The sequence below is a fragment of the Mesorhizobium sp. 131-3-5 genome, assembly GCF_016756575.1.
Classification (GTDB): Bacteria; Pseudomonadota; Alphaproteobacteria; order Rhizobiales; family Rhizobiaceae; genus Mesorhizobium; species Mesorhizobium jarvisii.
Map to the genome: position 1 here is coordinate 3,561,877 of NZ_AP023254.1, position 21,481 is coordinate 3,583,357.

Annotated in this window: 23 protein-coding genes and 1 pseudogene; 7 read left to right on the forward strand and 17 right to left on the reverse strand. The window is 63.7% G+C overall.

The genetic code is table 11. The annotated features are described in order from the left end of the window. Window positions 1–8 precede the first annotated feature (8 nt). Complete coding sequence (locus JG747_RS17395) at window positions 9–446, reverse strand: hypothetical protein (RefSeq protein ID WP_064983840.1); 438 nt, start codon at window positions 444–446, stop codon at window positions 9–11. Window positions 447–455: 9 nt separating this feature from the next. Further along, entirely contained in the window at window positions 456–611 is a 156-nt protein-coding gene (locus tag JG747_RS17400) for a hypothetical protein (RefSeq protein ID WP_019859049.1), read from the reverse strand. 282 nt (window positions 612–893) lie between these two features. Between JG747_RS17400 and JG747_RS17405 the strand changes: the two genes are divergently transcribed. Next, the gene (locus JG747_RS17405) at window positions 894–1,742 is read left to right on the forward strand and encodes a dienelactone hydrolase family protein (RefSeq protein ID WP_051726923.1); all 849 of its coding nucleotides are present in this window, start codon (window positions 894–896) and stop codon (window positions 1,740–1,742) included. Here JG747_RS17405 and JG747_RS17410 read toward each other — a convergent pair. From JG747_RS17410 to JG747_RS17420, 3 genes are all read right to left on the reverse strand, one after another. Continuing rightward, window positions 1,739–2,185 (reverse strand): response regulator, encoded by a 447-nt coding sequence (locus JG747_RS17410; RefSeq protein WP_019859047.1) that lies wholly within the window; start codon window positions 2,183–2,185, stop codon window positions 1,739–1,741. The two genes, JG747_RS17405 and JG747_RS17410, sit on opposite strands and share 4 nt — an antisense overlap. Next, window positions 2,178–3,329, reverse strand: coding sequence for a histidine kinase dimerization/phosphoacceptor domain -containing protein (locus JG747_RS17415; RefSeq protein ID WP_064983844.1), 1,152 nt, complete (start codon window positions 3,327–3,329; stop codon window positions 2,178–2,180). The genes JG747_RS17410 and JG747_RS17415 overlap by 8 nt, the downstream gene beginning before the upstream one ends. 145 nt (window positions 3,330–3,474) lie before the next feature. Further along, on the reverse strand, window positions 3,475–4,374 hold the full coding sequence (locus JG747_RS17420) for an EamA family transporter (RefSeq protein WP_064983846.1): 900 nt from the start codon (window positions 4,372–4,374) through the stop codon (window positions 3,475–3,477). Between the two features lie 89 nt (window positions 4,375–4,463). Between JG747_RS17420 and JG747_RS17425 the strand changes: the two genes are divergently transcribed. Next, window positions 4,464–4,943 carry an Lrp/AsnC family transcriptional regulator gene (locus JG747_RS17425; RefSeq protein ID WP_069092469.1) on the forward strand — a complete coding sequence of 160 codons (480 nt, stop codon included), beginning with the start codon at window positions 4,464–4,466 and terminating at the stop codon, window positions 4,941–4,943. Window positions 4,944–4,982: 39 nt separating this feature from the next. Here the strand turns inward: JG747_RS17425 and JG747_RS17430 are convergent, their stop codons facing one another. Further along, the gene (locus JG747_RS17430; protein WP_013894716.1) at window positions 4,983–5,180 is read right to left on the reverse strand and encodes a hypothetical protein; all 198 of its coding nucleotides are present in this window, start codon (window positions 5,178–5,180) and stop codon (window positions 4,983–4,985) included. A 245-nt stretch (window positions 5,181–5,425) separates the two neighbouring features. Then, window positions 5,426–5,905 carry a thioesterase family protein gene (locus JG747_RS17435; protein WP_064983849.1) on the reverse strand — a complete coding sequence of 160 codons (480 nt, stop codon included), beginning with the start codon at window positions 5,903–5,905 and terminating at the stop codon, window positions 5,426–5,428. Window positions 5,906–6,007: 102 nt separating this feature from the next. Between JG747_RS17435 and JG747_RS17440 the strand changes: the two genes are divergently transcribed. Continuing rightward, on the forward strand, window positions 6,008–7,438 hold the full coding sequence (locus JG747_RS17440) for an FAD-binding oxidoreductase (RefSeq protein WP_202359682.1): 1,431 nt from the start codon (window positions 6,008–6,010) through the stop codon (window positions 7,436–7,438). Window positions 7,439–7,472: 34 nt separating this feature from the next. Here the strand turns inward: JG747_RS17440 and JG747_RS17445 are convergent, their stop codons facing one another. After that, window positions 7,473–7,940 carry an Imm26 family immunity protein gene (locus tag JG747_RS17445; protein WP_167470414.1) on the reverse strand — a complete coding sequence of 156 codons (468 nt, stop codon included), beginning with the start codon at window positions 7,938–7,940 and terminating at the stop codon, window positions 7,473–7,475. 179 nt (window positions 7,941–8,119) lie between these two features. Between JG747_RS17445 and JG747_RS17450 the strand changes: the two genes are divergently transcribed. Next, window positions 8,120–8,641 (forward strand): hypothetical protein, encoded by a 522-nt coding sequence (locus tag JG747_RS17450; RefSeq protein WP_019859041.1) that lies wholly within the window; start codon window positions 8,120–8,122, stop codon window positions 8,639–8,641. A 30-nt stretch (window positions 8,642–8,671) separates the two neighbouring features. Here JG747_RS17450 and JG747_RS17455 read toward each other — a convergent pair whose 3' ends face one another. Further along, window positions 8,672–9,658 carry a Dyp-type peroxidase gene (locus JG747_RS17455; protein ID WP_064983850.1) on the reverse strand — a complete coding sequence of 329 codons (987 nt, stop codon included), beginning with the start codon at window positions 9,656–9,658 and terminating at the stop codon, window positions 8,672–8,674. A gap of 133 nt (window positions 9,659–9,791) precedes the next feature. On the opposite strand from JG747_RS17455, the gene JG747_RS17460 reads away from it, so the two are divergent. Then, the gene (locus tag JG747_RS17460) at window positions 9,792–13,784 is read left to right on the forward strand and encodes an AsmA family protein (RefSeq protein WP_202359683.1); all 3,993 of its coding nucleotides are present in this window, start codon (window positions 9,792–9,794) and stop codon (window positions 13,782–13,784) included. A gap of 98 nt (window positions 13,785–13,882) precedes the next feature. Here the strand turns inward: JG747_RS17460 and JG747_RS17465 are convergent. From JG747_RS17465 to JG747_RS17475, 3 genes and pseudogenes are all read right to left on the reverse strand, one after another. Further along, window positions 13,883–14,771: pseudogene (locus tag JG747_RS17465) on the reverse strand (sigma-70 family RNA polymerase sigma factor). Between the two features lie 32 nt (window positions 14,772–14,803). Then, complete coding sequence (locus tag JG747_RS17470) at window positions 14,804–15,109, reverse strand: hypothetical protein (protein WP_202359684.1); 306 nt, start codon at window positions 15,107–15,109, stop codon at window positions 14,804–14,806. 123 nt (window positions 15,110–15,232) lie between these two features. Beyond that, the gene (locus JG747_RS17475; protein WP_202359685.1) at window positions 15,233–15,679 is read right to left on the reverse strand and encodes a MarR family winged helix-turn-helix transcriptional regulator; all 447 of its coding nucleotides are present in this window, start codon (window positions 15,677–15,679) and stop codon (window positions 15,233–15,235) included. A 140-nt stretch (window positions 15,680–15,819) separates the two neighbouring features. Here JG747_RS17475 and JG747_RS17480 point away from each other — a divergent pair, with 140 nt between their 5' ends. After that, window positions 15,820–17,616 (forward strand): chloride channel protein, encoded by a 1,797-nt coding sequence (locus JG747_RS17480; protein ID WP_202359686.1) that lies wholly within the window; start codon window positions 15,820–15,822, stop codon window positions 17,614–17,616. Here the strand turns inward: JG747_RS17480 and JG747_RS17485 are convergent. The 4 genes from JG747_RS17485 to JG747_RS17500 all read right to left on the reverse strand — a co-directional run bounded on the left by JG747_RS17485 (window position 17,613) and on the right by JG747_RS17500 (window position 19,434). Further along, window positions 17,613–17,840, reverse strand: a complete 228-nt coding sequence (locus tag JG747_RS17485) for a ribbon-helix-helix domain-containing protein (RefSeq protein WP_019859034.1) — start codon at window positions 17,838–17,840, stop codon at window positions 17,613–17,615. The two genes, JG747_RS17480 and JG747_RS17485, sit on opposite strands and share 4 nt — an antisense overlap. Window positions 17,841–17,850: 10 nt before the next feature. Continuing rightward, entirely contained in the window at window positions 17,851–18,045 is a 195-nt protein-coding gene (locus JG747_RS17490) for a DUF4169 family protein (protein WP_019859033.1), read from the reverse strand. Between the two features lie 16 nt (window positions 18,046–18,061). Then, window positions 18,062–18,598 carry an SspB family protein gene (locus tag JG747_RS17495; protein ID WP_019859031.1) on the reverse strand — a complete coding sequence of 179 codons (537 nt, stop codon included), beginning with the start codon at window positions 18,596–18,598 and terminating at the stop codon, window positions 18,062–18,064. A 146-nt stretch (window positions 18,599–18,744) separates the two neighbouring features. Next, window positions 18,745–19,434 (reverse strand): TetR/AcrR family transcriptional regulator, encoded by a 690-nt coding sequence (locus JG747_RS17500; RefSeq protein WP_019859030.1) that lies wholly within the window; start codon window positions 19,432–19,434, stop codon window positions 18,745–18,747. Between the two features lie 188 nt (window positions 19,435–19,622). Between JG747_RS17500 and JG747_RS17505 the strand changes: the two genes are divergently transcribed. Next, a complete protein-coding gene (locus JG747_RS17505) occupies window positions 19,623–20,828 on the forward strand; it encodes a multidrug effflux MFS transporter (protein WP_069092461.1) in 1,206 nt (401 codons plus the stop codon). Between the two features lie 45 nt (window positions 20,829–20,873). Here JG747_RS17505 and JG747_RS17510 read toward each other — a convergent pair whose 3' ends face one another. Further along, window positions 20,874–21,425: an AAA family ATPase gene (locus JG747_RS17510; RefSeq protein WP_202359687.1), complete on the reverse strand. Its 552-nt coding sequence runs from the start codon at window positions 21,423–21,425 to the stop codon at window positions 20,874–20,876. Window positions 21,426–21,481: the final 56 nt, after the last annotated feature.

The following is a 21,481-nucleotide window of genomic DNA, read 5'->3' on the forward strand; positions in this document are numbered from 1 at the left end:
TCTTGGCGCTAGCCGAGCCCGAGATGGCTCTTGAGGCCAGGCACCGAGCCGAGCACCTGGTTGGTCAGATCGGGGCCGGCCGCGGCTTCGGCCTGCTGGACCAGCGTGGCGCCGGCCTTCTGGATCTGCGCTATGTCGAGCCCGGATGCCTTCAGCGCGGCGAGGCCGTTGACCAGCGCGCCTGCCTTTTCGCCGAGAACGCCGCCAAGCGCGCCTTGCAGCGAGGACAGGAAGCCGCCACCGGCGCCGGCCGGAGCGGCGGCCATGACGTCATATTTCTGCGCCAATGCATCGGCGCCTGGAATCTTGGCGAAGAAGGATGAGGCGCTGGTGCCTTCGGCCTCGTGCTCGAGCACCGAGAAAATGGTGCCGACGACTTTTTCGGTCGTTGCCTGGTCAAGGCCGGCCTTCTGCGAGACGGTGTTCACGATATCCTGTACGTCCATGACTTCACCTCAACCCTGGGTTTTCGTGTTTGCCGGATGGCGCTGGCGGCTGCGGACCTTGACCATGGACTTGCGGTTCGCCGCCACAATGGTTGCGCGCATCGCCAGAATGGCGGCTGTGGCAAGCATGAAGGCGGTTGCCAGGATCGGCGAAGGCACGGTCATCGGCATTTCCTTTCAGATCGGACCCTTCGGGGCCGTGACCGCGCCATGGGGCGGCCGGATAGTCAGTTTCCCCCACCATTGTGGCAGTGCCATCAAGATTCGTCGCCGATGACAAAATTGTGATGATGGTTGCCGCAGCTTGCCAGGGAACGGAAGCGTCACCGAGCCGTGACTGGACGATGTGAGGCTCGCCCCTATCTTGCGAACGCAAGGACATCAAAGTCGAGGAGCGCCCCCGTGACCAGATCCACCATCGCTGACAAACCTGACATCACCCAGGCGATGATCGATGCCTATGACGAATACACGCATCTGACGCTCGATCGCCGCCGCTTCATGGAACAGCTGACCAGGCTTGCCGGATCGGGTGCCGCGGCGGCGGCGATCGCGCCGATGCTGGCGGCGAATTCCGCCCAGGCGGCGATCGTCGCCGAAAACGATGCCCGCGTGAAAGGCGAGGACATCACCTATCCCGGCAGCGGCGGCGAGATGAAGGGCTATCTGGTCAAGCCGGCGAACCAGACGGGTAAGCTCGGCACCGTCATCGTCATCCACGAAAACCGGGGGCTCAACCCGCATATACGCGACGTCGCCCGGCGCGTGGCGCTGGAGGGGTTCGTGGCGCTGGCGCCGGATTTCCTGTCGCCGCTTGGCGGCACGCCTGATGACGAGGACAAGGCGCGCGACATGTTCACCAAACTCGATCCGGCGCAGACCGTCGCCAACGCCGTGGCGACAGTCGCCTTCCTCAAGGCCGACAAGGATGGCAACGGCAAGGTCGGCGCCATCGGCTTCTGCTGGGGCGGCGGCACGGCCAACATGCTGGCCGTCAACGCGCCCGACCTCGCCGCCAGCGTCGCCTATTACGGCATGCAGCCGAATGCCGCCGACGCGTCGAAGATCAAGGCCGCGTTGCTGCTGCACTATGCCGGCCTGGACGATCGCACCAATGCCGGCATCGATGCCTTCAAGAAGGCGCTCGATGCCGCGCATGTCGAATACACGGTCTATGTCTATGAAGGCGCCAACCATGCCTTCAACAATGATACGTCGGCGGCGCGCTACGACAAGAAGGCGGCCGACCTAGCCTGGGGTAGGACGATCGCCTTCCTGAAGGAGAAACTGGCTTAGGCGGCGGGCGCCCAGACCGCTTCGAAGGCCGGCGACAGGGTGAAGCCGGCCGGCCGCGTGGAGACCGGCGGCGGGCGGCGCACGCCTTCCTGCAAGTACCGCAATGCCGACGTCAGACCGTTCATCGTATAGGGCTTGGCGATGACGCCGATCGCACCGGCGAAATGATCGGGGATGCGTTTCGGATTGGCGGTCATGAACACCACCATCGAACGTTTCTTCTCGCCGATATAGTGGGCCACGTCGACGCCGGTCGGGCCGTCGGTGAGGTGAATGTCGACAAAGGCGATGTCGGCATCCGTGGACTCGACCATGCTTCTTGCTTCCGCCGAAGACGTCGCCCAGCCGACGACGCTATGGCCAGCCTCCTCGACGAGGCTTTCCAGTTCCATCGCCAACAGCGCTTCATCCTCGACGATCAGGACCTTGAGCGGTTCAGTCATGAGAGAGTCCTTTTTGCTGCGGTTCGTTTGGCATCGAGATCACGACCTTGGTGCCGGGGCCGGCGTCACGCCATTCGATGTCGGCGTGCAATTGGCGGGCGAGCGATTTGATCAGGCGCATGCCGAACGAGGCGTCGCCATTGGCCTCGGCCATGCCGACGCCGTCGTCGGACACCTCGATGTTGAAGTGGCCGTCGGGCTGGCTCATCTTGATGCCGATGCGCCCCGCCGTGGTCCCGTCCGATCCCTCCTTGAAAGCGTGCTTCAAGGCATTGGTGACGAGTTCATTGACCATCAGGGCGACAGGCGTCGCCTTCTCGGCTGAAATCACGATTGGGTCGAGCTCGAGTTTCGGCTTGATCCCTGAGCGCCCCGAGGCCGTCAGCAGATCCGTCACCAGGTCCTTGGCGAAATCCGAGACGTCGAACCGGCTGACATCCTTCGACTGGTAGAGCCGGCGATGCACGGTGCTGAGTGCTTCGATGCGCTCCAGCATTGTGGTCAGCGAATGCCTGGTCGCCTCATCCTTTATGGTGCGGCGCTGCATGATAATCAGGGAAGAGATCATCTGCAGATTGTTTTTCACCCGATGATCGACCTCGTGCAGCAAGGTGGTCTGCGCCTCCAGTGCTGCTTCCAGTTCCGCGGTGCGTTCCTTCACCGCTTTCTCGAAGCGGTCCTTGTCGGCGGTGATGCGATGCTCCGAGCGCTTGCGGTCCGAGACATCGAGTTGCGAGGCGAAAAAGAACTGCACCTCGCCTTTGTCGTTAGAGACAGGGCTGATGTAGAGCGCGTTCCAAAAGGTTGAACCGTCCTTGCGATAGTTCAGTATGTCGACGCTGACATCGGCTTTGTCCTCGATTGCGGTGCGGATCTGTCCGACAGCTTCCTTGTCGGTCTTCGGCCCCTGCAGGAAGCGGCAGTTCTTGCCCAGCACCTCGTGGCGTTCATAGCCGGTCAGCCGCAAGAACGCGTCATTGGCAAAGACGATCGGGTTGTCGGGCCGCCGGGGATCGGTGATGATCATCGACATGCGGGTGGCGCGGATGGCCGCCGCGAACGGGTCGCCCTTGCCATGCTCGACATGAAGGTCGTCCGTCATGTGCCAAGCGTCGGCAGGCTCCCTGGTCCGTTTCCAGTCCATTGTGTCACTCCAAGCCGTTTTCGTGGGGGTCAACGGCTCGAAGGCGGATTTGGTTCAATTCCAGACGTCTTGTCGCAGTCAGATGAGATCGGGAACCGACTCGGCACTTGTGCAAGCAATTGACGATAAACGGTTTTCCCGGTGTCTAGTCGCTGGATGGAGGCTTGTGGAAGGCAACGCCGGCGACGACTAGTGCGATCCCCAGGCAATCGCCGAGGCTTGGAATCTGGCGCAGCACGATGACGCCGATCAGCGTCGCGGTGACCGGCAGCAGCGACAGCATCAGCGCGAAACTCGAGCGCGGCAATCGCGACATGGCAAGCTGGTCGCAGATGTAAGGAATGACCGAGGAGCAGATGCCGACGCCTATTGCAGCAATGAGCAGTGGCGGCGAGAAGAAAGCCGGCAGCGCGTCGCTGAAGCCGATCGGCAGCACGACGATGAAGGCCACCGCCATGGCGGCACCGAGGCCCGCAATGCCGTCGACGGCGCCGGAACGGGCGACACGGTGGCCGAGCACGATGTAGCCAACGAAGAGCGCGCCGTTGAGGAAAGCCCAGAACAGGCCGACGGGATCGCTGTACCATTTGACGTCGATCAACAGCAAGGTGCCGGTGACGGCCACCGCAAGGGCAACCAGGTTGCGGGCGCTCCTGAGGCCGATCAGCGCGACGCCGATGGTGCCGACGAATTCGATTGCCGCAACCAGCGAGATCGGCAAGCGGGCGAGGGCCAGGTAGAACGAGCAGTTCATCACCGCCAGGCAAGCGCCGAAGGCCAGCAACAGCAGGCGTGTCGGCGGATCGGCGCGGGCGAAGCTTCGCCAGGGGCGCGTCAGCGGCGCGAAGATCAGCGCCGCGGTGGCGATGCGCAGCCAAGCCATGCCGAGCACGCCGACATGCGAGAAAAGCAGCACGGCGAAGGCCGGGCCGAGATAGTGGAAGACGGCGCTGACGCCGAACCAGACATGCGGCGGCAGCCTTGTCGCCAGGCCGTCGAAGGCGGGAGCAGGGCGGGAAACGGGGGCTTGCGTCTGATCGTCCATCGGATCAGTATCGCAGGCAGTTCTTCCACTTTATATGGCGAATGGCCGACTACTCTCGCAATATTATTTCGAAAGGCAAGGACTTATCCGTGAAACGCCTTCGAACTGAAAATATCGATCTCGACGCGGCCGACATGAAGATCCTGCGCCTGCTGGAAAAGGATGCGCGCGCCAGTACGGCGGAGCTGGCGCGTTCGGTCGGCCTGTCGGCGCCGAGTGTCGCCGAGCGCATCAAGCGGCTGCAGGAAAACGGCGTGATCGAGGCCTATTGCGTCAAGATCAACCCCGCCGCGCTGGGCCTGAAGCTGTCGGCATGGCTGCGTATCCGGCCGGTGCCGGGGCAATTGTCCGTGGTGGCCGAGATCATCCGCGAAACGCCGGAGATCGCGCAATGCGACCGCGTGACCGGCGAGGATTGCTTCATCGCGCTCGCGCATGTCGGCTCGGTGGCCGAACTCGAACGGGTGATCGACCGGATCATTCCCTATGCGATGACGAACACGGCCATCATCCAGTCGTCACCGGTGGTGGCGCGCTCGCCGCTGGCGGCGGTGAAGCGGTCGCCGTGAACTGCGTGATTTGATGTTTTCGCGAGCCGTTTCGCCAGGCTATGCGTGACCGCGCTTCAGGCGGGCGCGCTTCAAAATGCTGCGCCAGCGGATCATGTCGAACGGGATCGGCTCGTTGTTGTTGGCGATGTGGAATATCTCGTTGTCGACGTTCTTGAGCGAACGCCAGAAATCATAGTCGGTGATGCGCGGATCGGCGGCCAGCCTGTCCACCTCGACCTTGATGTCGGTTTTCATGCACGTCCCTCGAACCGGCTTCGCCCCGCCGTCCGTAAAACAACCCAGTGCGGACGTTTTCGACCGCTCTGCTGAGTCGTTCAACGGCTCAATTGGCTTGTTCCCGTTAAAACCTCGGTAAGGTTAATGCGGGTGCCGGGTGGCTTCAAGCACGGGGTGCCAGCCGATTTGAGGGTTCGGTGATTTGGCTCGCCGGTGTGGCTTTGATGTCCCGTCACTCTGTTCGGACAGGTGTCGCCCTCGCCCTATTTGCGTTTGATGCCGATCGAACGGCCTGCACGCTCGGGCATCGGCAGCACCGAATGGGCGGCGCGCATGGCTTCGACCTTGGCCATCACATCGGCGGGGAAGGGCGCGACCTTCGGCCCCGACATGTCGACATGCAGCGACAGTGTCTCGGAGGTGGCGGCGAGCCAGCCGTCGACATGGCGGATTTCCTGGTAGGCCCGCAGCCGCTTCTCGTCATGGTCGATGAGCTGGAAGGACACCTGGACCTTGTGGTCCAGATGCAGTTCCTGGACGTAGCAGACATGGACTTCGGCGGTGTAGATGGTGAGGCGGCGCCCCTTCACGTAGTCCAGCCCCATGCCCATCGCCTCGAAGGCTTCGTCCGAGCAGCGGTCGAACAGCACGTTGTAATAGGCCATGTTGAGATGGCCGTTGTAGTCGATCCAGTCCTTCTCGATGTCCATGGGCTTGGAGACGAACGGGGCGGGGATGGACATTGAAACTTCCTTGTTCTGGTGCTGGACACGGCGTGGCCGCTGAGACTACGCATCCATAATCGCATAACAAGCATGGACGCTGGTCCATTCGCGGAGGAATTTATGGCTCTGAGCGACCTCAATCCGGTCGAACGCAACGAGGAAGGCATCGCCGCGGTGCTTGGCATCCTCAAGCAACAGCTGGGCGAGCGCTTTCAGACCGGCCAGGCTATCCGCTCCCAGCATGCGCATACGACCACCTACATTCCGACACAGGCGCCCGATGGCGTGGCTTTCCCGGAGACGACGGCAGAAGTGCAGGAGATCGTCCGCGCCTGCGCCGCGCACCGCGTGCCGGTAATCGCCTTCGGCGTCGGCTCTTCTTTGGAAGGCCACACCAATGCGCCCGGCGGTGGCATCTCAGTCGACACCTCGCGCATGAACCGCATTCTTTCCGTCAATCCGCAGGATCTCGATTGCACGGTCGAGCCCGGTGTGACGCGCGAGGATCTGAACCGGCATCTGCGCGACACCGGCCTGTTCTTTCCGATCGATCCCGGCGCCAATGCTTCGCTCGGCGGCATGGCGGCGACGCGGGCGTCCGGCACCAATGCGGTGCGCTACGGCACGATGCGCGAGAACGTGCTGTCGCTGACGGCCGTCATGGCCGATGGCGAGACGGTGACGACCGGCAAGCGGGCGAAAAAGAGCTCGGCCGGCTACGATCTGACGCGGCTGCTGGTCGGCTCGGAAGGTACGCTCGGCATCATCACCTCGCTGACATTGAAGCTGCAAGGCATTCCGCAGGCGATCTCCGGCGGCGTCTGTCCGTTTCCGAGTGTCGAGGCGGCCTGCAACGCCGTCATCGCCACGATCCAGATGGGCATCCCGGTGGCGCGCATCGAGCTGGTCAACGCGCTGCAGATGCGGGCGATGAAGAATTATTCCAAGCTCGATTATCCCGAGAGCCCGTGCCTGTTCGTCGAGTTCCACGGCAGCGATGCCGGCGTGGCCGAACAGGCCGAAACCTTCGGCATGATCGCCGAGGAAAATGGCGGCGGGCCGTTCCTGTGGACCAGCGTCGCCGAGGAACGCACCAAACTGTGGAAGGCCCGGCATGACGCCTACTGGGCCTCGCTGACACTGCGGCCTGGCGCCAAGGGCCTGTCGACCGATGTCTGCGTGCCGATCTCGCGCTTTGCCGAATGCGTCACCGAGACCGAGGCCGACATCGCCGAAATGGGCTTGATCGCGCCGATCGTCGGCCATGCCGGCGACGGCAATTTCCACGTGCTGGTGCTGATGGATGTGAACGACCCCAATGACGTCGCGCTGTCGGAGAAATTCGTCGCGCGGCTCAACCTGCGGGCGATCGCCATGGACGGCACCTGCACCGGCGAGCACGGCATCGGCCAGGGCAAGATCGGCTTCCTGCGCAGCGAACTCGGCCACGGTGTCGATATCATGCGTTCCATCAAGCAGGCGCTCGACCCGCAAAACATCATGAATCCCGGCAAGATATTGCCGGCTGTGGGGTGGATCGGTCGAGGTTAGAAAATTGGCAGGTGCGCAAGCCAACTACCCGCATTTACGGTCTGTCCGCCAGTAGCTCGCTCAAACTGATTTCGACAAACTCCGCACCCATCAGTCCATCTTCAGCGAGGCCTGTTGGGATCACAGGTCTCCGTTCTCTGGTTCCCAGGACGATATCGTCGTCTGAATATCGGACGATCGTGTCTGGCAAGATGTGTAGCGCGTCGTGATGGATGAATTCTGGGATAGGCCAATCGGCCCGGTTCCAGCCGCCCATCTCTCCAAAGATCTCCCACTTGCCGTCTATGAGATGTAGATCGCCAAATCGCCCGACGAGAACAGCTTCACTCGGCAGAAGATCGCTCGCGGCTATATCCGCCGAAAACATTTTCGGCCCGAAAAAGTAGCCCAGAAGTATTCGTCCTCGCGGGGCCATTCTCGCCACCACTCCGCTCGCAAAGCTTCCATCGGGCAGGGGAATCCGAAAGACCGAGCCCTCGCGATATGGCAGCCGTTTCGCCAATTTCGACCTCCCAGTCATTTGATCGCTACGGAGTTAGTCCACTGTCGTGGATCGCCAGCAGACAATTTTTCGGCTGAGGCCGCAACCAATAGCTCGTCTTGACCGCGCCACCATTCGGGTCGAGGCTCCTTCCGCGGCAAGCCTGACAAGTCAGGCGTTGCCAGCGGAGGAGAACTGTCATGGCCATTTCACGCAAGGAAGAAGCCCGCGCGCTGAGCGCCGACGAAAAGGAACTGGTGGAGAAATCACACCATCCGGCGGTGCAGGAGCTTTCCGATGCCGACCTTTCCGGCTTGGTCAAGCTGCTGCGCGAGCGGCGCGACAAGGCGCAGACCGAAGCACACCGCCGCCGGCGTGAAATACGCGGCAAGGGCGCGCCGAAACGGGCTGCCGCCTCAAAGGCCGATAGTGGTTCGCAGGTGAAACTGGCGGTGCTGGCCATGGCGATGCGGCGGCTGAATGGCGAGGCCGAACGGCGACGCCAGCTGGCGGCTCGCATTTCGCTGGTCGGGAATGCACGCAAGGCGCTGGCCATGAAGCAAAGTGCGCCGGCGGACGGTCCCGCACACAATTCACGCACGGCTCACAAGGGCATGCGGGCCGTGACCAACGAGCGGGCGCCGAAGCTGGTCCGGCCGGCCGAACTCGGCCGGCAGCGCAAGGCCGGCAAGGTGGCGCAAGCCAAGCGCGACGCACGCTGATCCCAGCGACAAGGGCTGTCCGCAGCCGCTCTACCGTGCTGCGGGAAGCTGCTGCTGCGCGCCCTCGACAAGGGCCTGCAGCATTGGGCGGGTTGGCGCGAAGAATATAGTGCCGGTCTGCGGTGTCGAGACATCGAGCAGGCGGTCGTAGGCGCCCGGCGGGTCGCCGACATACATGCGCTGCAGCATCTTTTCGGTGACCCAGAGATACCTGGAATAGCCGATGAAATAGGTGCCGAACTCATTCTGCCCGGGCCGGCCGAACGGCATGTTGTCGCGCAATATGTCGTATTCGTTGCCGTCGGCATCCTCGATGGTGGCCAGCGACTTGTGCGATTTGCGCGGCGCGTCGTCATCGTCGATTTCGATGTTGTCGATCTTGGTGCGGCCGATGATAGCCTCCTGCTCGGGCGTTGGAATGCGCGCCCAGGCCTGCATGTCGTGCAGATATTTCTGGACGACGACATAGGAGCCGCCGGCAAAGTCGCCATCCTCGTCGCCGACCAGCGCCGAGGCCGGCAGGTCGAGGCCGGTCGGGTTAGCGGTGCCGTCGATGAAGCCGAGCAGGTCGCGGGCGTCGAAATAGCGAAAGCCCGTCACTTCGTCGACGACGGTCACATCAGGGCCAAGCCGGTCGAGCAGGATACGCTCGAACTCGAAGCACATGTCTGATCGTTCGGCCCGGATGTGGAAGAGAAGGTCGCCCGGCGTCGATGGCGCCGAATGGACCGCGCCTTTGATCGGCGCGAACGGTTTCAGTTCCTGCGGCCGCCGGTTTGGGCTGAGGCGGTCCCAGAGATCGCGGCCGATGCCGGCAATGCACGACAGGCGGCCGCCGAGATCGCGAAAGCCGACAGTCTTGACCAGATCGTCAAGCTCGCCGAGCACGGAACAAACCTTGGCAAGGGCCATCTGTTCGCCGGCGACGGTGACGATAAGAAAAATCGCCGATTGCGAAAGCGGCGCATCGACGCTCTGCGCGTCGATCGGCACGCGGTCCCAGTTCTTGCCTGACATCTGAAAAATCTCCGCTTTTGCCGGATTTGTTTCAGATCGGCCGGGATGACGCAATACTGGATGAATTGCCTCTTTATCGACACGCGGATGCGGGTAGAGTGCGGCTGAATTTCAATCAACCTGTTCGGAGCTGATGCTCGCACGCCTGTTCGTGATCTTCGGTGGCCTGTTCGTGCTGGTGCTGTGCGCGGCGCTGGTGGTTCCGTACTTTGTCGACTGGACCGGCTACCGCGCCCAGTTCGAGCGCGAGGCAAGCGCCATTCTTGGCCGCAAGGTGACCGTGCAGGGCGACGCCACGGCAAGGCTGTTGCCGTTCCCGTCGGTGACCTTCTCCAACGTTGCCGTTGCCGGTGGCCCCAATGGCCAGCCGGCCATGACCGTCGAGACGTTTTCGATGGATGCGGAACTGGCGCCCTTCCTGCGCGGCGAGGTGCTGATCTTCGACATGCGGCTGGTGCATCCGAAGGCGACCATCGACATTGCCAATGACGGCACCGTCGACTGGGCGATGAGGCCGTCCTCGCCCTTCGACCTCAACCAGATCTCGATCGAGAAGCTGACGGTGACGGAAGGGCGGATCGAACTGCGCCATGCCGCCGGCGGACGCAGCCATATCTTCTCCGAGATCAATTCGACCATTTCGGCCAAGTCTCTGGCCGGCCCGTGGCGCATGGACGGCACATTGCGGCTGGACGGATTGCGCACCACGGTCGCGGCATCGACCGGCAAGGCCGAGGGCAACGGCCAGATGCGGCTGCGGCTGAAGGCCGATCCCGACGCCTATCCGCTGGTCATCGAAACCGACGGCAATGCCGGCATCGTCAAGGGTGCCGCTGTCTATTCCGGCCAGTTCAAGATCTCCGGCGCCGATAAGAATTCAGCCCAATTGCGCGGCACCGATGGCGAGACGGTGAAGGTCAGCGCCGGCAAGCCCGATCCGGGCTTTCGGTTGAACGGCAAGTTCTCGCTCGACCACCAGAAGCTCGGCGTCGACGAGTTCCGTTTCGAGACGGGACCGCTGGACAATCCCTACACGGCCGACGGCAAGGCTTCTGTCGATCTCGGCCAGAAGCCGAATTTCGCCATCGAGGCCAATGGCGCGCAGGTGCAGTTCGACGAGGCCGTGGGCGCAGAGGCCGGCGCCGGCCTGACGCTCGACCAGCGCATTGCCGGGCTCGAGCAGGCGCTGATCGCTCTGCCGAAGCCGACCATCCCCGGCACCGTCGAGGTCAAGCTGCCGGCCGTGGTGGCCGGCGACACCACGGTGCGCGACGTGCATCTGTCCGCCGAGCCGGCCGAGGGCGGCTGGTCGTTGAAATCGCTGGCCGCGACCTTGCCTGGACGCACCACGCTGGAAGCCGATGGCATGCTCAGCGTCGAGGGCCATTTCGGCTTCACCGGCTCGCTGCTGCTGGCCGTGGCGCAACCATCCGGTTTTGCCGCCTGGCTGTCGAAAGATGTCGATGAGGCAATCCGCCGTCTGCCCGCCGCCGGCTTCAAGGCCAAGGTCGACCTGACGGAAAAGCGCCAGGCTTTCAGCGATCTCGAACTGATCCTGGGCAAAGCGAAATTCTCCGGCCGTATCGATTCCAGCCAGCCTGACGAAGCCAGGCCATCGGTGCTGATGCGGCTCGAAGGCGGTGAACTCGATGTCGATGGGCTGGCGGCCTTCGCCTCGATCTTCGTGAGCGACAAGGGCGCCAACCGCTTTGCCGACCGCGATCTCGATTTCCAAATCAAGGCCGGGCCGGTCAGCGCCGGCGGGTTGACCGCCGACACGGTCGATACCGCGCTCAGGCTGCGTGACGGCTTGCTTGAAGTCGATCGGCTGTCGGTCGGCGGACTGGCCGGCGCCTCGATCAGCGCCACGGGCCGGATCAAGGATTTCCCGGCGAGCCCGACCGGCAAGCTCGACGCATCGGTTGTCGCTGTGGACCTCAAGCCGCTGATCGACGTCGCCGCGCAGCATTATCCGGACAATGCGGTGCTGAAGGGGCTGGCGAGCCGCGCTGCCGCCTATCCCGACCTGTTCCAGGATGCACGCGTCGACCTTGTGGCGAGTGCCGCCGACAATGGCGATGGCACGACCGGCCTGGCGGTGAGTGGGCAGGGCAAGGCCGGCGGCACGGCCTTTTCCGCTTCGCTGTCGGGCAAGGGCGCGCCGGACAAGCTTCTCGAGGCGCCGGTGACACTGACCTTCAACGCCAAAAACCCCGACGCCACCGCGCTGCTCGCGCTTTACGGCCTGCCGGCGCTGCCGCTCGGCATGCTGGGCGAGGCAACGACCGACATTCAGGCCAAAGGCACATTGGGCGGCGGGCTGGCGACGACTTTCAGCCTTGCCGGCAATGACTTCAAGGCCAGCTTCGAGGGGACCGTTGCCGACACGCCGCAAGGGCCTGCCGCCAAGGGCAAGATCAATCTCGATGCGGCCGACATCGAACCGTGGCTGATGACGTCGGGCATCGGCCTGCCGGGCATGGGGGCGGGCATGTCGACGTCGCTTTCGGCGCAGGGCGATTACGGCAACGGCCTGCTGGTGCTGGACAATGTCAGCGGCGCGATCAACGAGGCGGCGGTGTCCGGCGACGTCAACATCGACGCCAAGGACGGCGTGCTGCATCTGGCGGGCGCGCTGGCACTCGACGAGCTCGATCTCGATCCGATGGCCGTGGCGCTGTTCGGCGATTCCGCCTTCCTTGTTGACAAAGACGGCGCCGACAAAAATGCGGCTGACAAGAGCGCGAGCGACAAGAGCGGCTCCTGGCCGGCAGCACCCTTCAGCCAGAAGTCCAGCCTGCCGTTTACCGCCGCACTCGACCTGACGACGGCGGCGCTTGCCGCCGGACCGTTCGCCACCGCCTATGACGCCGCTTTTTCGCTGAGGCTCGACCAGGAAGGCATCCGCGTTTCGGACCTGAAGGCGAAATTTCTTGGCGGAGCGCTGACCGGCCTGTTCGAATTGAAGAACAATGAGGGCACCGGGCTTTTCACTGGCCAGATGAAGCTGGCTGGCGCCGATCTGGCGAACGTGCTGCCGGATACCGGTATCGGCGGCGTCGGCGATTTCTCGACGACGCTGTCGACCAGCGGCAAGTCGGTCGAAGCGATGATCGCCGCCCTGTCGGGGTCCGGCACGGCGACGCTCAAGGGGTTGCAGGTGGCGGGCGTCAATCCCGACGCGTTCAACGCTTTGCTGGCCAAGGCGGACGCGATCGGGCGCGACATCGACGCGGCCAAGACAGCGGGCTTTGCGCCCGATATCGCTGCCGATGGCAATTTCCCCGCCGGGAATGCCGATATCGCCTTCACGATTGCCGGCGGCACGCTGAGGGTACCGCCGATCAGCCTCGAAAACCCGGCGGCAACCTTGTCCGCCGATGTCACTGCCGATCTCAACACCAGCACGGTTTCCGCCAAGGGCGCCATTACCTATCGGCCCGGCGACGAGGCGCTGGTCGGTTCCGAGCCGGTCGTCAATTTCACCGCGGAGGGGCCGTTCGGCGCCGTCAAGCGGCAGTTCGACAGCGAGCCTTTGGCGCAGTTCCTGACCCAGCGCGCGCTGGAGAAGGAGCAGCAGCGCGTCGAGGCGATGCAGGCGGCGTTGCTGGAGAAGCAGCGCCTGCGGCGCGAAGTCCGCTATTACGCGGTACTGCAGGACGCGCGCGACAAGGCCGCCGAGGAACTGCGCCAGCAGGAAGAGGCGGCGCGGCTGAAAGCGGAGGCCGACGCCAAGGCGAAAGCGGAGGCCGAGGCCCAGGCGCAGGCCGAAGCGGAGGCCAAGGCGAAGGCCGACGCAGAGGCGAAGGCCCAAGCGGACGCTGATGCCAAGGCCAAGGCCGAAGCGGATGCAAAGGCAAAGGCTGATGCCGATTCCAAGGCCGCGGCCGAGCAGAAGGCCGCCGACGAAGCGGCCAAGGCGGAGCAGGAGAGGCAGAAGGCGGAAGAGGCGATGCGCATCGCCACGCAGGAAAAGGCCAGGCTGGAAGCCGAGCGCAAGGCCGCCGAACAGGCGCCCAAGGCCGAGCCGGCGCCGTTGCCGGAAGCCAACGACAACCCGCCGCCGCCAGCCAAGCCGAAGTCCAATCCGTTCACGATCGACAATTTGTTGAAGTCGTTGCAGTAGCAGTAGGGCAGTAGGGCAGTAGGGCAGTAGGGCAGTAGGGCAGTAGGGCAGTAGGGCAGTAGGGCAGTAGGGCGAGGCCTTCCCGTCCCGAAATCGTTTCAAAGAACGAGCAGTTCGGCGCTGTCGGCGATATAGCGGGCGTGGCGGAAATCGCGGATGGCGGCGAGCCTGCCGTCGTGCCAGGCCAGCAGGATGAAATAGGCGGGTCGGGCCGTCGGGTCGTTGGGGTCGCGGACGAGGATTGCTGGCCTGTTTTCAACGAAGCCGGGCGCGAGATGCCAATCGCGCACCCGGGAATAGTTGCCGAAATAGGTGCCGACTTCCTTGCGGCCGTTGAGCCGTGTCTTGGCTACCAGTTCGAGCCGCACCTCTTCTGCCAGCATGTCGCGCACCGCGTCGAAATCACGGGCATTGAAGCGATCGATGTAGGCGTTGAGCAACTGACGTTCCGCGGCGCCCAGTCTCGGGAGAGGGCGGTCGTCGGGCTCGTGCGCAATCTGGCGCAGGCGGTCGCGGCCGCGATGCAGCGCGGCCTTGACCGCGGGGATGCTGGTATCGAGCGTGGCGCTGATCTCCTGCAGGGAATAGCCCAGAACGTCCATCATGGATGACGCTGCTTCGCTGCGTGACGGGAAGGCGCATGAAAGTATGCAGCCCCGCGGAAGCGGCCTGGCGATCGATGGTGGGATTCGCCGGGTCGGCGATCATGTCCAAATCCTCGTCGGAATAGGCCTGTTCGCGAGCGCCGCGGCGCAGGAAATCGAGCGCCGCATTGTGGGCGATGCGAAACAGCCAGCCTTCCGGGTTGGCAATCGGGCCGGCAACGGGCAGGGCCTCGATCGCCTTGGCCAGCGCCTCCTGCAACACATCCTCGCCATCGAAGACCGAGCCGGTCATGCGGGCACAGTAGCGGTGCAGCTTGGGGCGCAATTCCCCAAACAGGCGCTCAAAGAGCCCATGCTGCCCGCCAGGAATGGGAATGTTCATGAGCCTCCGTTCTGCGACCTCATCTTCCTCGATCACGCATTCAGCATCCGGTAGCTGCCCACCACGGTCACCTCGTCGCGTTGCGGAGGTTCGCTGCAGCGATCCCTGAAGCCGCTTTGAAAAGCCTCGAATGTGGCCAGGCCGGTGATGCTACCAGAATGCGCATCGGTTTGCGTTTCGACCAGATGGATGAATGTCCCATCGGCGGCGCGCAACGTCATGTAGCGGACGCCGTCCGGCGATTTGTCGCGCAATTCCTGGAAAACGGCCTGGATCAGCCGCTCGTTCTCATCGGCTCGTTCGGGCTTCATCTTGTAGAGTATCAGATGGCGTTTCATCGCAGGTCTTCCTCTCGATTGCCTTGCGCCCTTTGGCCTCTCATCGCCTAGACGATGCCGGGAAGCCAAAAGATGCGGGCGCCCGAAAAATAAAGGTGCCATCCAGCGCAGGATGCCGAAGCGTCACTCGCGGCCCTGATCGAGCAAGCGCCTCAGCATGGGCTCGATGCGCGAAAGCTCATCGAGATGCGCCGCTGACAGTTCGGCCAGGCAATCGTCGGCGCGTTCGGTCAGCCGCAGCAGCACGCGGCGATGGTCGTCCTTGTCCTGGTCCCGCACGACCAGTCCGGCGTCGCTCAGGCGATTGATCAGCTCGACGGCGCTGTGATGGCGGATGCGCAGGCGCTCCGCCAGATCGCCGACCGTCACCGGTCCGCCGCCCGGATAGCCCTTGATCGCCAGCAAGGCCTGATGCTGGCGCGGCGTCAGGCCGGCGTCTTCCGCCTGCAGCTGACTGAATTCGAGGAAGCTGCGGATCAGATAGCGAAACTCGGACAGCCGCTGGTAGTCGGCCAGTTCGATGGCGGGGCGAGATTTTCCGGGCTGCGTCATTCCAGACATTTGTTCCATTCCGGCCAAAGGCTCAAACGGTTTTGATGCAAAACCAGCTTGAATTTATATCGTGTTACGATACATAGCGAGCCGACAAGCCGGCCGGCGTCTTCGCCGTGCCGCATATTCGAGATCCGGCCGCCGCCAGAAAGCCCGCCATGAAGCCCTCCGAAAACAGCCATCTCAGGGATTTCACCACGGACGCGCGGGTATTGACCATCGCGACCATCGCCGTGGTGGTCGCCACGGCGGGGCTGTTCGCCGGTATCGTGCTTTTGAAACTGATCCGGCTTGCCACCAACGTTGCCTATTTCGGCCAGTTCACGTTCGCCGAGCTGAAATTGCAGGATACGCCGCTTGGGCTTGCCGCGGTGGTGGTGCCGGTCATCGGCGCCCTGATCATCGGCCTGATGGCTAGATATGGCAGTGAGAAGATCCGTGGCCATGGCATTCCCGAAGCGATCGAGGCGATCCTGCTCGGGCGCTCGAAGCTCGATGCCAAAGTGGCGATCCTGAAGCCGTTGTCGTCGGCGATCTCGATCGGCTCCGGCGGGCCATTCGGCGCCGAGGGCCCGATCATCATGACCGGCGGTGCGATCGGCTCGCTGATCGCGCAGATGCTGCCGGTCACCGACAACGAACGCAAGACGCTGCTGGTGGCAGGCGCGGCAGCGGGCATGACCACCGTGTTCGGGACGCCGATCGCGGCCATCATGCTGGCGGTGGAACTGCTGCTGTTCGAATGGACGCCGCGCTCCTTCATCCCCGTGGCGGTTGCGGCGATCATTGCCGAGGTCGAGCGTACCGCGCTGCATCTGCCTGGGCCGATCTTTCCGTTTCAAGGCAGCATGGCGATCTCGTTCGTGGGGCTTGGCGGCTGGGTTCTGGTCGGCATCTGCGCCGGCCTCTTGTCGGGGCTGCTCACCCAGATGGTCTATGCCTGCGAGGACGCCTTCCAGAAACTGCCCATCCACTGGATGTGGTGGCCGATGATCGGCGGCCTGGTGGTCGGCATCGGCGGGCTGATCGAGCCGCGGGCGCTCGGCGTTGGTTACGACAACATCGCCGACATGCTGGATGGTCGAACGGTCGCGGCCGCCGCACTGCTGCTGTTGGCGGTCAAGGCCATCATCTGGTCGGTGGCGCTCGGTTCGGGAACATCAGGCGGCGTGCTGGCGCCGCTGTTGATCATGGGTGGCGCAATGGGGGCGGTGCTCGCCGGCATCCTGCCCGCGGCGGATCCGGGCTTCTGGGCGCTGCTTGCAATGTCGGCGACCATGGGCGGCACGATGCGGGCGCCGCTGACGGCGACGTTCTTTGCCGTGGAACTGACCGGCAACACGCATGTGCTGGTGCCGCTGATCGCGGCTTGTGCCGCGGCGCATGCCGTCACCGTGCTCCTGATGAAGCGGTCGATCCTGACCGAAAAGATAGCCAGGCGAGGGCACCACCTCGTACGCGAATACCGCGTCGACCCGTTCGCGCTGACCAGGGTGCGCGAGGTGATGACGGCGCAGGTCGAGAGCGTGCCGGCGACGATGACGCTGCATGGCGCCGCCGCCTTCCTGACCGCGCCGGAAACCCGGCATCCGAGCTTCCCGGTGATCGACGAGAACAGGCGGGTGCTCGGCCTCATCGATCCGCCGGCTATCCTGCGCTGGCGCCGCGCCGGCAAGCACAGGACGACGACGCTCTGCGACCTGCTTGCTGGAAGCAAGGTGACGCTCGCTTTTCCCGACGAGTATCTCGAAGGCCTCTCCGACAAGCTGTTGATGGCCAATGTCTCGCATCTGCCGGTCGTGACCCGCGAAAGCCTGCAACTGGTCGGCTATGTCGGCTGGAAGGATCTGATGCGCGTGCGGTCGAGAAAACAGGCCGAGGAACGCGACCGTTCGACCTTGCTTGGCTTCGGTACCAGGCGCGGGAAAAAGGCGGACGCGGTCGAGGGTGTCTAGTCCAAGCTGGCTCCGCGCTTCGCCCATTCCAGCACATGCAGCCGCAGCGCCGAGGACAGGTTGGTCTCGCGGGGCCGTGTCTCATCGACTTCGGCGACAAGCGCGGCCAGCGTCAGCTTTCTCGCCGCAGCGATGGCGACGAGGTCGTCATAGAAGGGCTTTTCGAGGGAATAGCTGGTGCGATGGCCGCGAATGGTCACCGAGCGCTTTTCGACGACGCTCACGGCCGAATACTCACTGCTTATCTTTGCCGGACGGGTCGAGGCGATGGCCGGCGACAAATTTTTCGGCCTTGTCGGCATTCAACCGGTCGCGTTGCTTGTCCGCCTTGGAACGGCCATGCAGGGCCCGGTTCTGTTCGGCGACGCGCGTTTTCTCGTCCCGCGCCTTCTGCTTGCGAGCCTGGCGGAGATTGACGATGTCGGCCATGGCGCGGACCGCGAACCTATTTCTTGCGGAAGGCGTCGAGCGAAACCACTTCGGCGCCCTTGGCGCCGGCCTCGGTCGCGGCGGGCTTCTTCTCCGGCTCGGCGGCAGCCTTTTTCTCGGCCTTCGGCTTCTTCTCGGAAACGATGGTCAGCGTCTCGGGCGCCGGCTGGGCCGGTTCCTCTTCAGGCTGCGCATCGGTCTTGACGTCGAACTCGAGCTCGAAATTCACCGAGGGATCATAGAAGCCACGCACGGCCGAGAACGGGATTTCAAGTTTCTCCGGCACGTCCGAGAAGGACAGGCCAACCTCGAAGCCGGTGTCGGTCACCTTGAGGTCCCAGTACTGGAACTGGATGACGATGGTCATCTGCTCGGGATAGCGCTCGCGCAGGCGCGACGAGACGCGCACGCCGGGCGCGCCGGTCAGGAAGGTGATGAAGAAATGATGGTTGCCGGGGAGGCCGGTGCGTGCGACCTCGGCCAGGACCTTGCGCATGACGCCGCGCAACGCCTCCTGGGCCAGAATGTCGTAGCGGATGTGGTCGTCGGCCATGTGGTGGTCGGGTTCCGTTGAATCGTCCGCATAGCTGTAATCAAGCTTGAGCGCGGCGTAAACCTGATATAGCCCACCGTCGCGTCGAAGCGAGGACTATTGCCAACGATTTGATCGGCAAGTCGGCTTACCGGCAATCGCAAATGTTATGCGTTGGCCAGCGCAGTGTGCTTTTTGACGCTGCCCGGGGAAGGGCGCTTGCCGAAAGCGCGCAGGAAGGTGCGCACGCCATTCGTCGCCGATCGCACCACTTCGTCCTCGCGCGGCGTGCCGCCGAGCATGAAGGTGGTCTGCAGTTCGGCATTGACTAGGCCGAAGAACTGGCGCGCCGCGACGTCGGGGTCGTCGATCGTCAGGTAACCGCCATAGGCGAGGCGGGCGAAGCGGGCGGCGATTGCCGGCAATGTCGTGCCCGGACCCTGTTCGCGCCATTCGGCAAACAGTTCGGGGTAGCGTTCGCCTTCGGTCTGGATCAGCTTGCGCAGGAATTTTCCGTCGCGATTGCAGATGCAGTTCTGATTCAGGCGCACGGCAAAGCCGATCAAATCCGCTTCGAGATCGCCGGGCTGGTCAGGAAAGGTGGCAATGGTGGCGAATATGCCGACATTGCAGCGATCGGTGAGATCGCGCACCACGGCCATGAAGAGCTTTTCCTTGTCGCCATGGTGGTTGTAGACGGTCTGGCGCGAGACGCCGGCCTCGGCGGCGATCAGGTCGATATTGGCGCCGGCGAAGCCTTCGCGGCAGAACACGCCAGCGGCGGCGTCGATGATCGACAGGCGCTTGGCCTCATGGCCGCGTGGCGGGAAAGTGTCAGGAGAAACGCTCGCTCTCATGAAAATCTATATAGAGGTGATTGACGATTTAGACAAGACTGTCTAAATTTGTGGACATGCGATAAAGAGATTTCGCGCCGGGAGACGACAAGATTCGCTGCTGGAGTGTCGGAACCATCTCAGGATGGAACGTCCTAGGTCAGACGTCGCTTGGCGGCGGCAACCAGATTTCGAAAGAAGCCAATATCATGAGTCCCAAATTCCTCCGCATCGCGGTCGTGCTCGGCCTGTTGTCCGCCATCGGCCCCTTCGCGATCGACATGTATCTTCCCGCTTTGCCGTCGATCGGCGCGGATCTGCACGCCGGCACCGCCGCCGTGCAGATGAGCCTGCTGATCTTCTTCCTGTCGATGGGCTTCGGCCAGATCGTCGTCGGGCCGATCTCCGACATGGTCGGCCGCAAGCTGCCGCTCTATGGCGGTCTTGCGCTGTTCATGGTCGGCGGCATCGGTTCGGCCATGGCGCCGACCATCGAATGGCTGATCGCCTTCCGCTTCCTGCAGGGCCTCGGCGCCAGCGCCGGCATGGCCGTGCCGCGCGCCATCGTGCGCGACCTGCATACGGGCAATGAGGCGGCCAAGCTGATGTCCTTGCTGATGCTGGTCTTTTCGGTGTCGCCGATCCTGGCGCCGCTGACCGGCAGCCAGATCATCGAGAATTTCGGCTGGCGCGCCGTGTTCTGGACAGTGACCGGGGCGGCGGCCCTTGCCACCATCCTGCTCGCGACCTCGCTCAAGGAAACGCGGCCGGCGGCAGAGCGCGTCGGTTCCTCCTTCGGCACCGCGCTTGCCGGCTACCGCTTCCTGATGGGTGACCGCAACTTCCTTGGCCTGGTGGCGATCGCCGGCTTTGGCATTGCGAGCTTCTTCGTCTATCTGTCGAGTTCGTCCTTCATCCTGATCGACCATTACGGGCTGTCGCCTTCGATCTACAGCGTGTTCTTCTCGATCAATGCGGTGGCCTTTATCGGCATGTCGCAGCTGACGGGCCTGCTGGCCGAGCGTTTCGGACTGCGGCGCGTGGTGCGTGTCGCGGTGACCGGCTACGCCTCGACGATGGTGGTGCTGCTCGCGATCATGGCGACGGGCGTCGATCGGCTCGACGTGATGGCAGCCCTGCTGTTCGTCGGCTACGGCTTCCTTGGCCTGGTCATTCCGACCACCTCGGTGCTGGCCATGGAAGAGCACGGCGAGATCGCCGGCACGGCCTCGGCGCTGATGGGCACGCTGCACTTCGCCATCGGCGCGCTCGCCATGGGCGTCGCCGGCGTATTCTTCGACGGCACGCCGCTGCCAATGGTCGCCGGCATCACGTTGTGCGCGGTAATTTCCTTCACGCTGGCCAAGGTCACGCTCGGCCGTTCGCGCGAGGCGGTCGAAGCGCCGGCGGAATAGGCACTGCTCGCAAGCGCATGAAAAGGCCGGGTTTTCCCGGCCTTTTCATTTCAGCCCTGCCTCGGCCAATACGAAACGCAACCGTGTCTCGACCGGAACCAGGGGCAGCGCAACAAGGTCGTAACCCAGCTCCGTATAGACGCCGGCCATCGCATGGTAGGTGCGCTCGGCCTCGTCTGAAGTCTGCTTGCGTTCTTCGTCCTGCGCAAAAATGTCCGGCCAGGGCGGAGCGACGAACACGCGCGGATTGTAGCGCAAGCGCTTGGCGGCGGCACTGATGTGTTCTGCCACGGGCAGGCCGCTCAGCCTGAGATAGCCGAGCGTGTCCGGCACGCCGCGATCGAAGAAAACCGGTCCCTTCTGCTCGATCGCGTCCCGATATGAGCGCATCTCCCACGACAGCATGAGTTCGGCGAACAGCGCGCGGTCGCTCCAGGGCAGGGCGGTTCCGCCTATCGAGGACTGGTCGCGGATGATGCCGCGTCCGGCTTCAACGGAAGTCGCAAAGCCCGCCCGACGCAGGGCTGCGATCAAAGTGGTCTTGCCGGAGCCCGGACCACCGGTCAGCACGAAGAGTCGATCGGAATCGTTTTGCATTGGAGAAAAGACACGCGAGCGGCGGCTTCGCGGCCCGAGGCCGTGCGAAGTCCGGA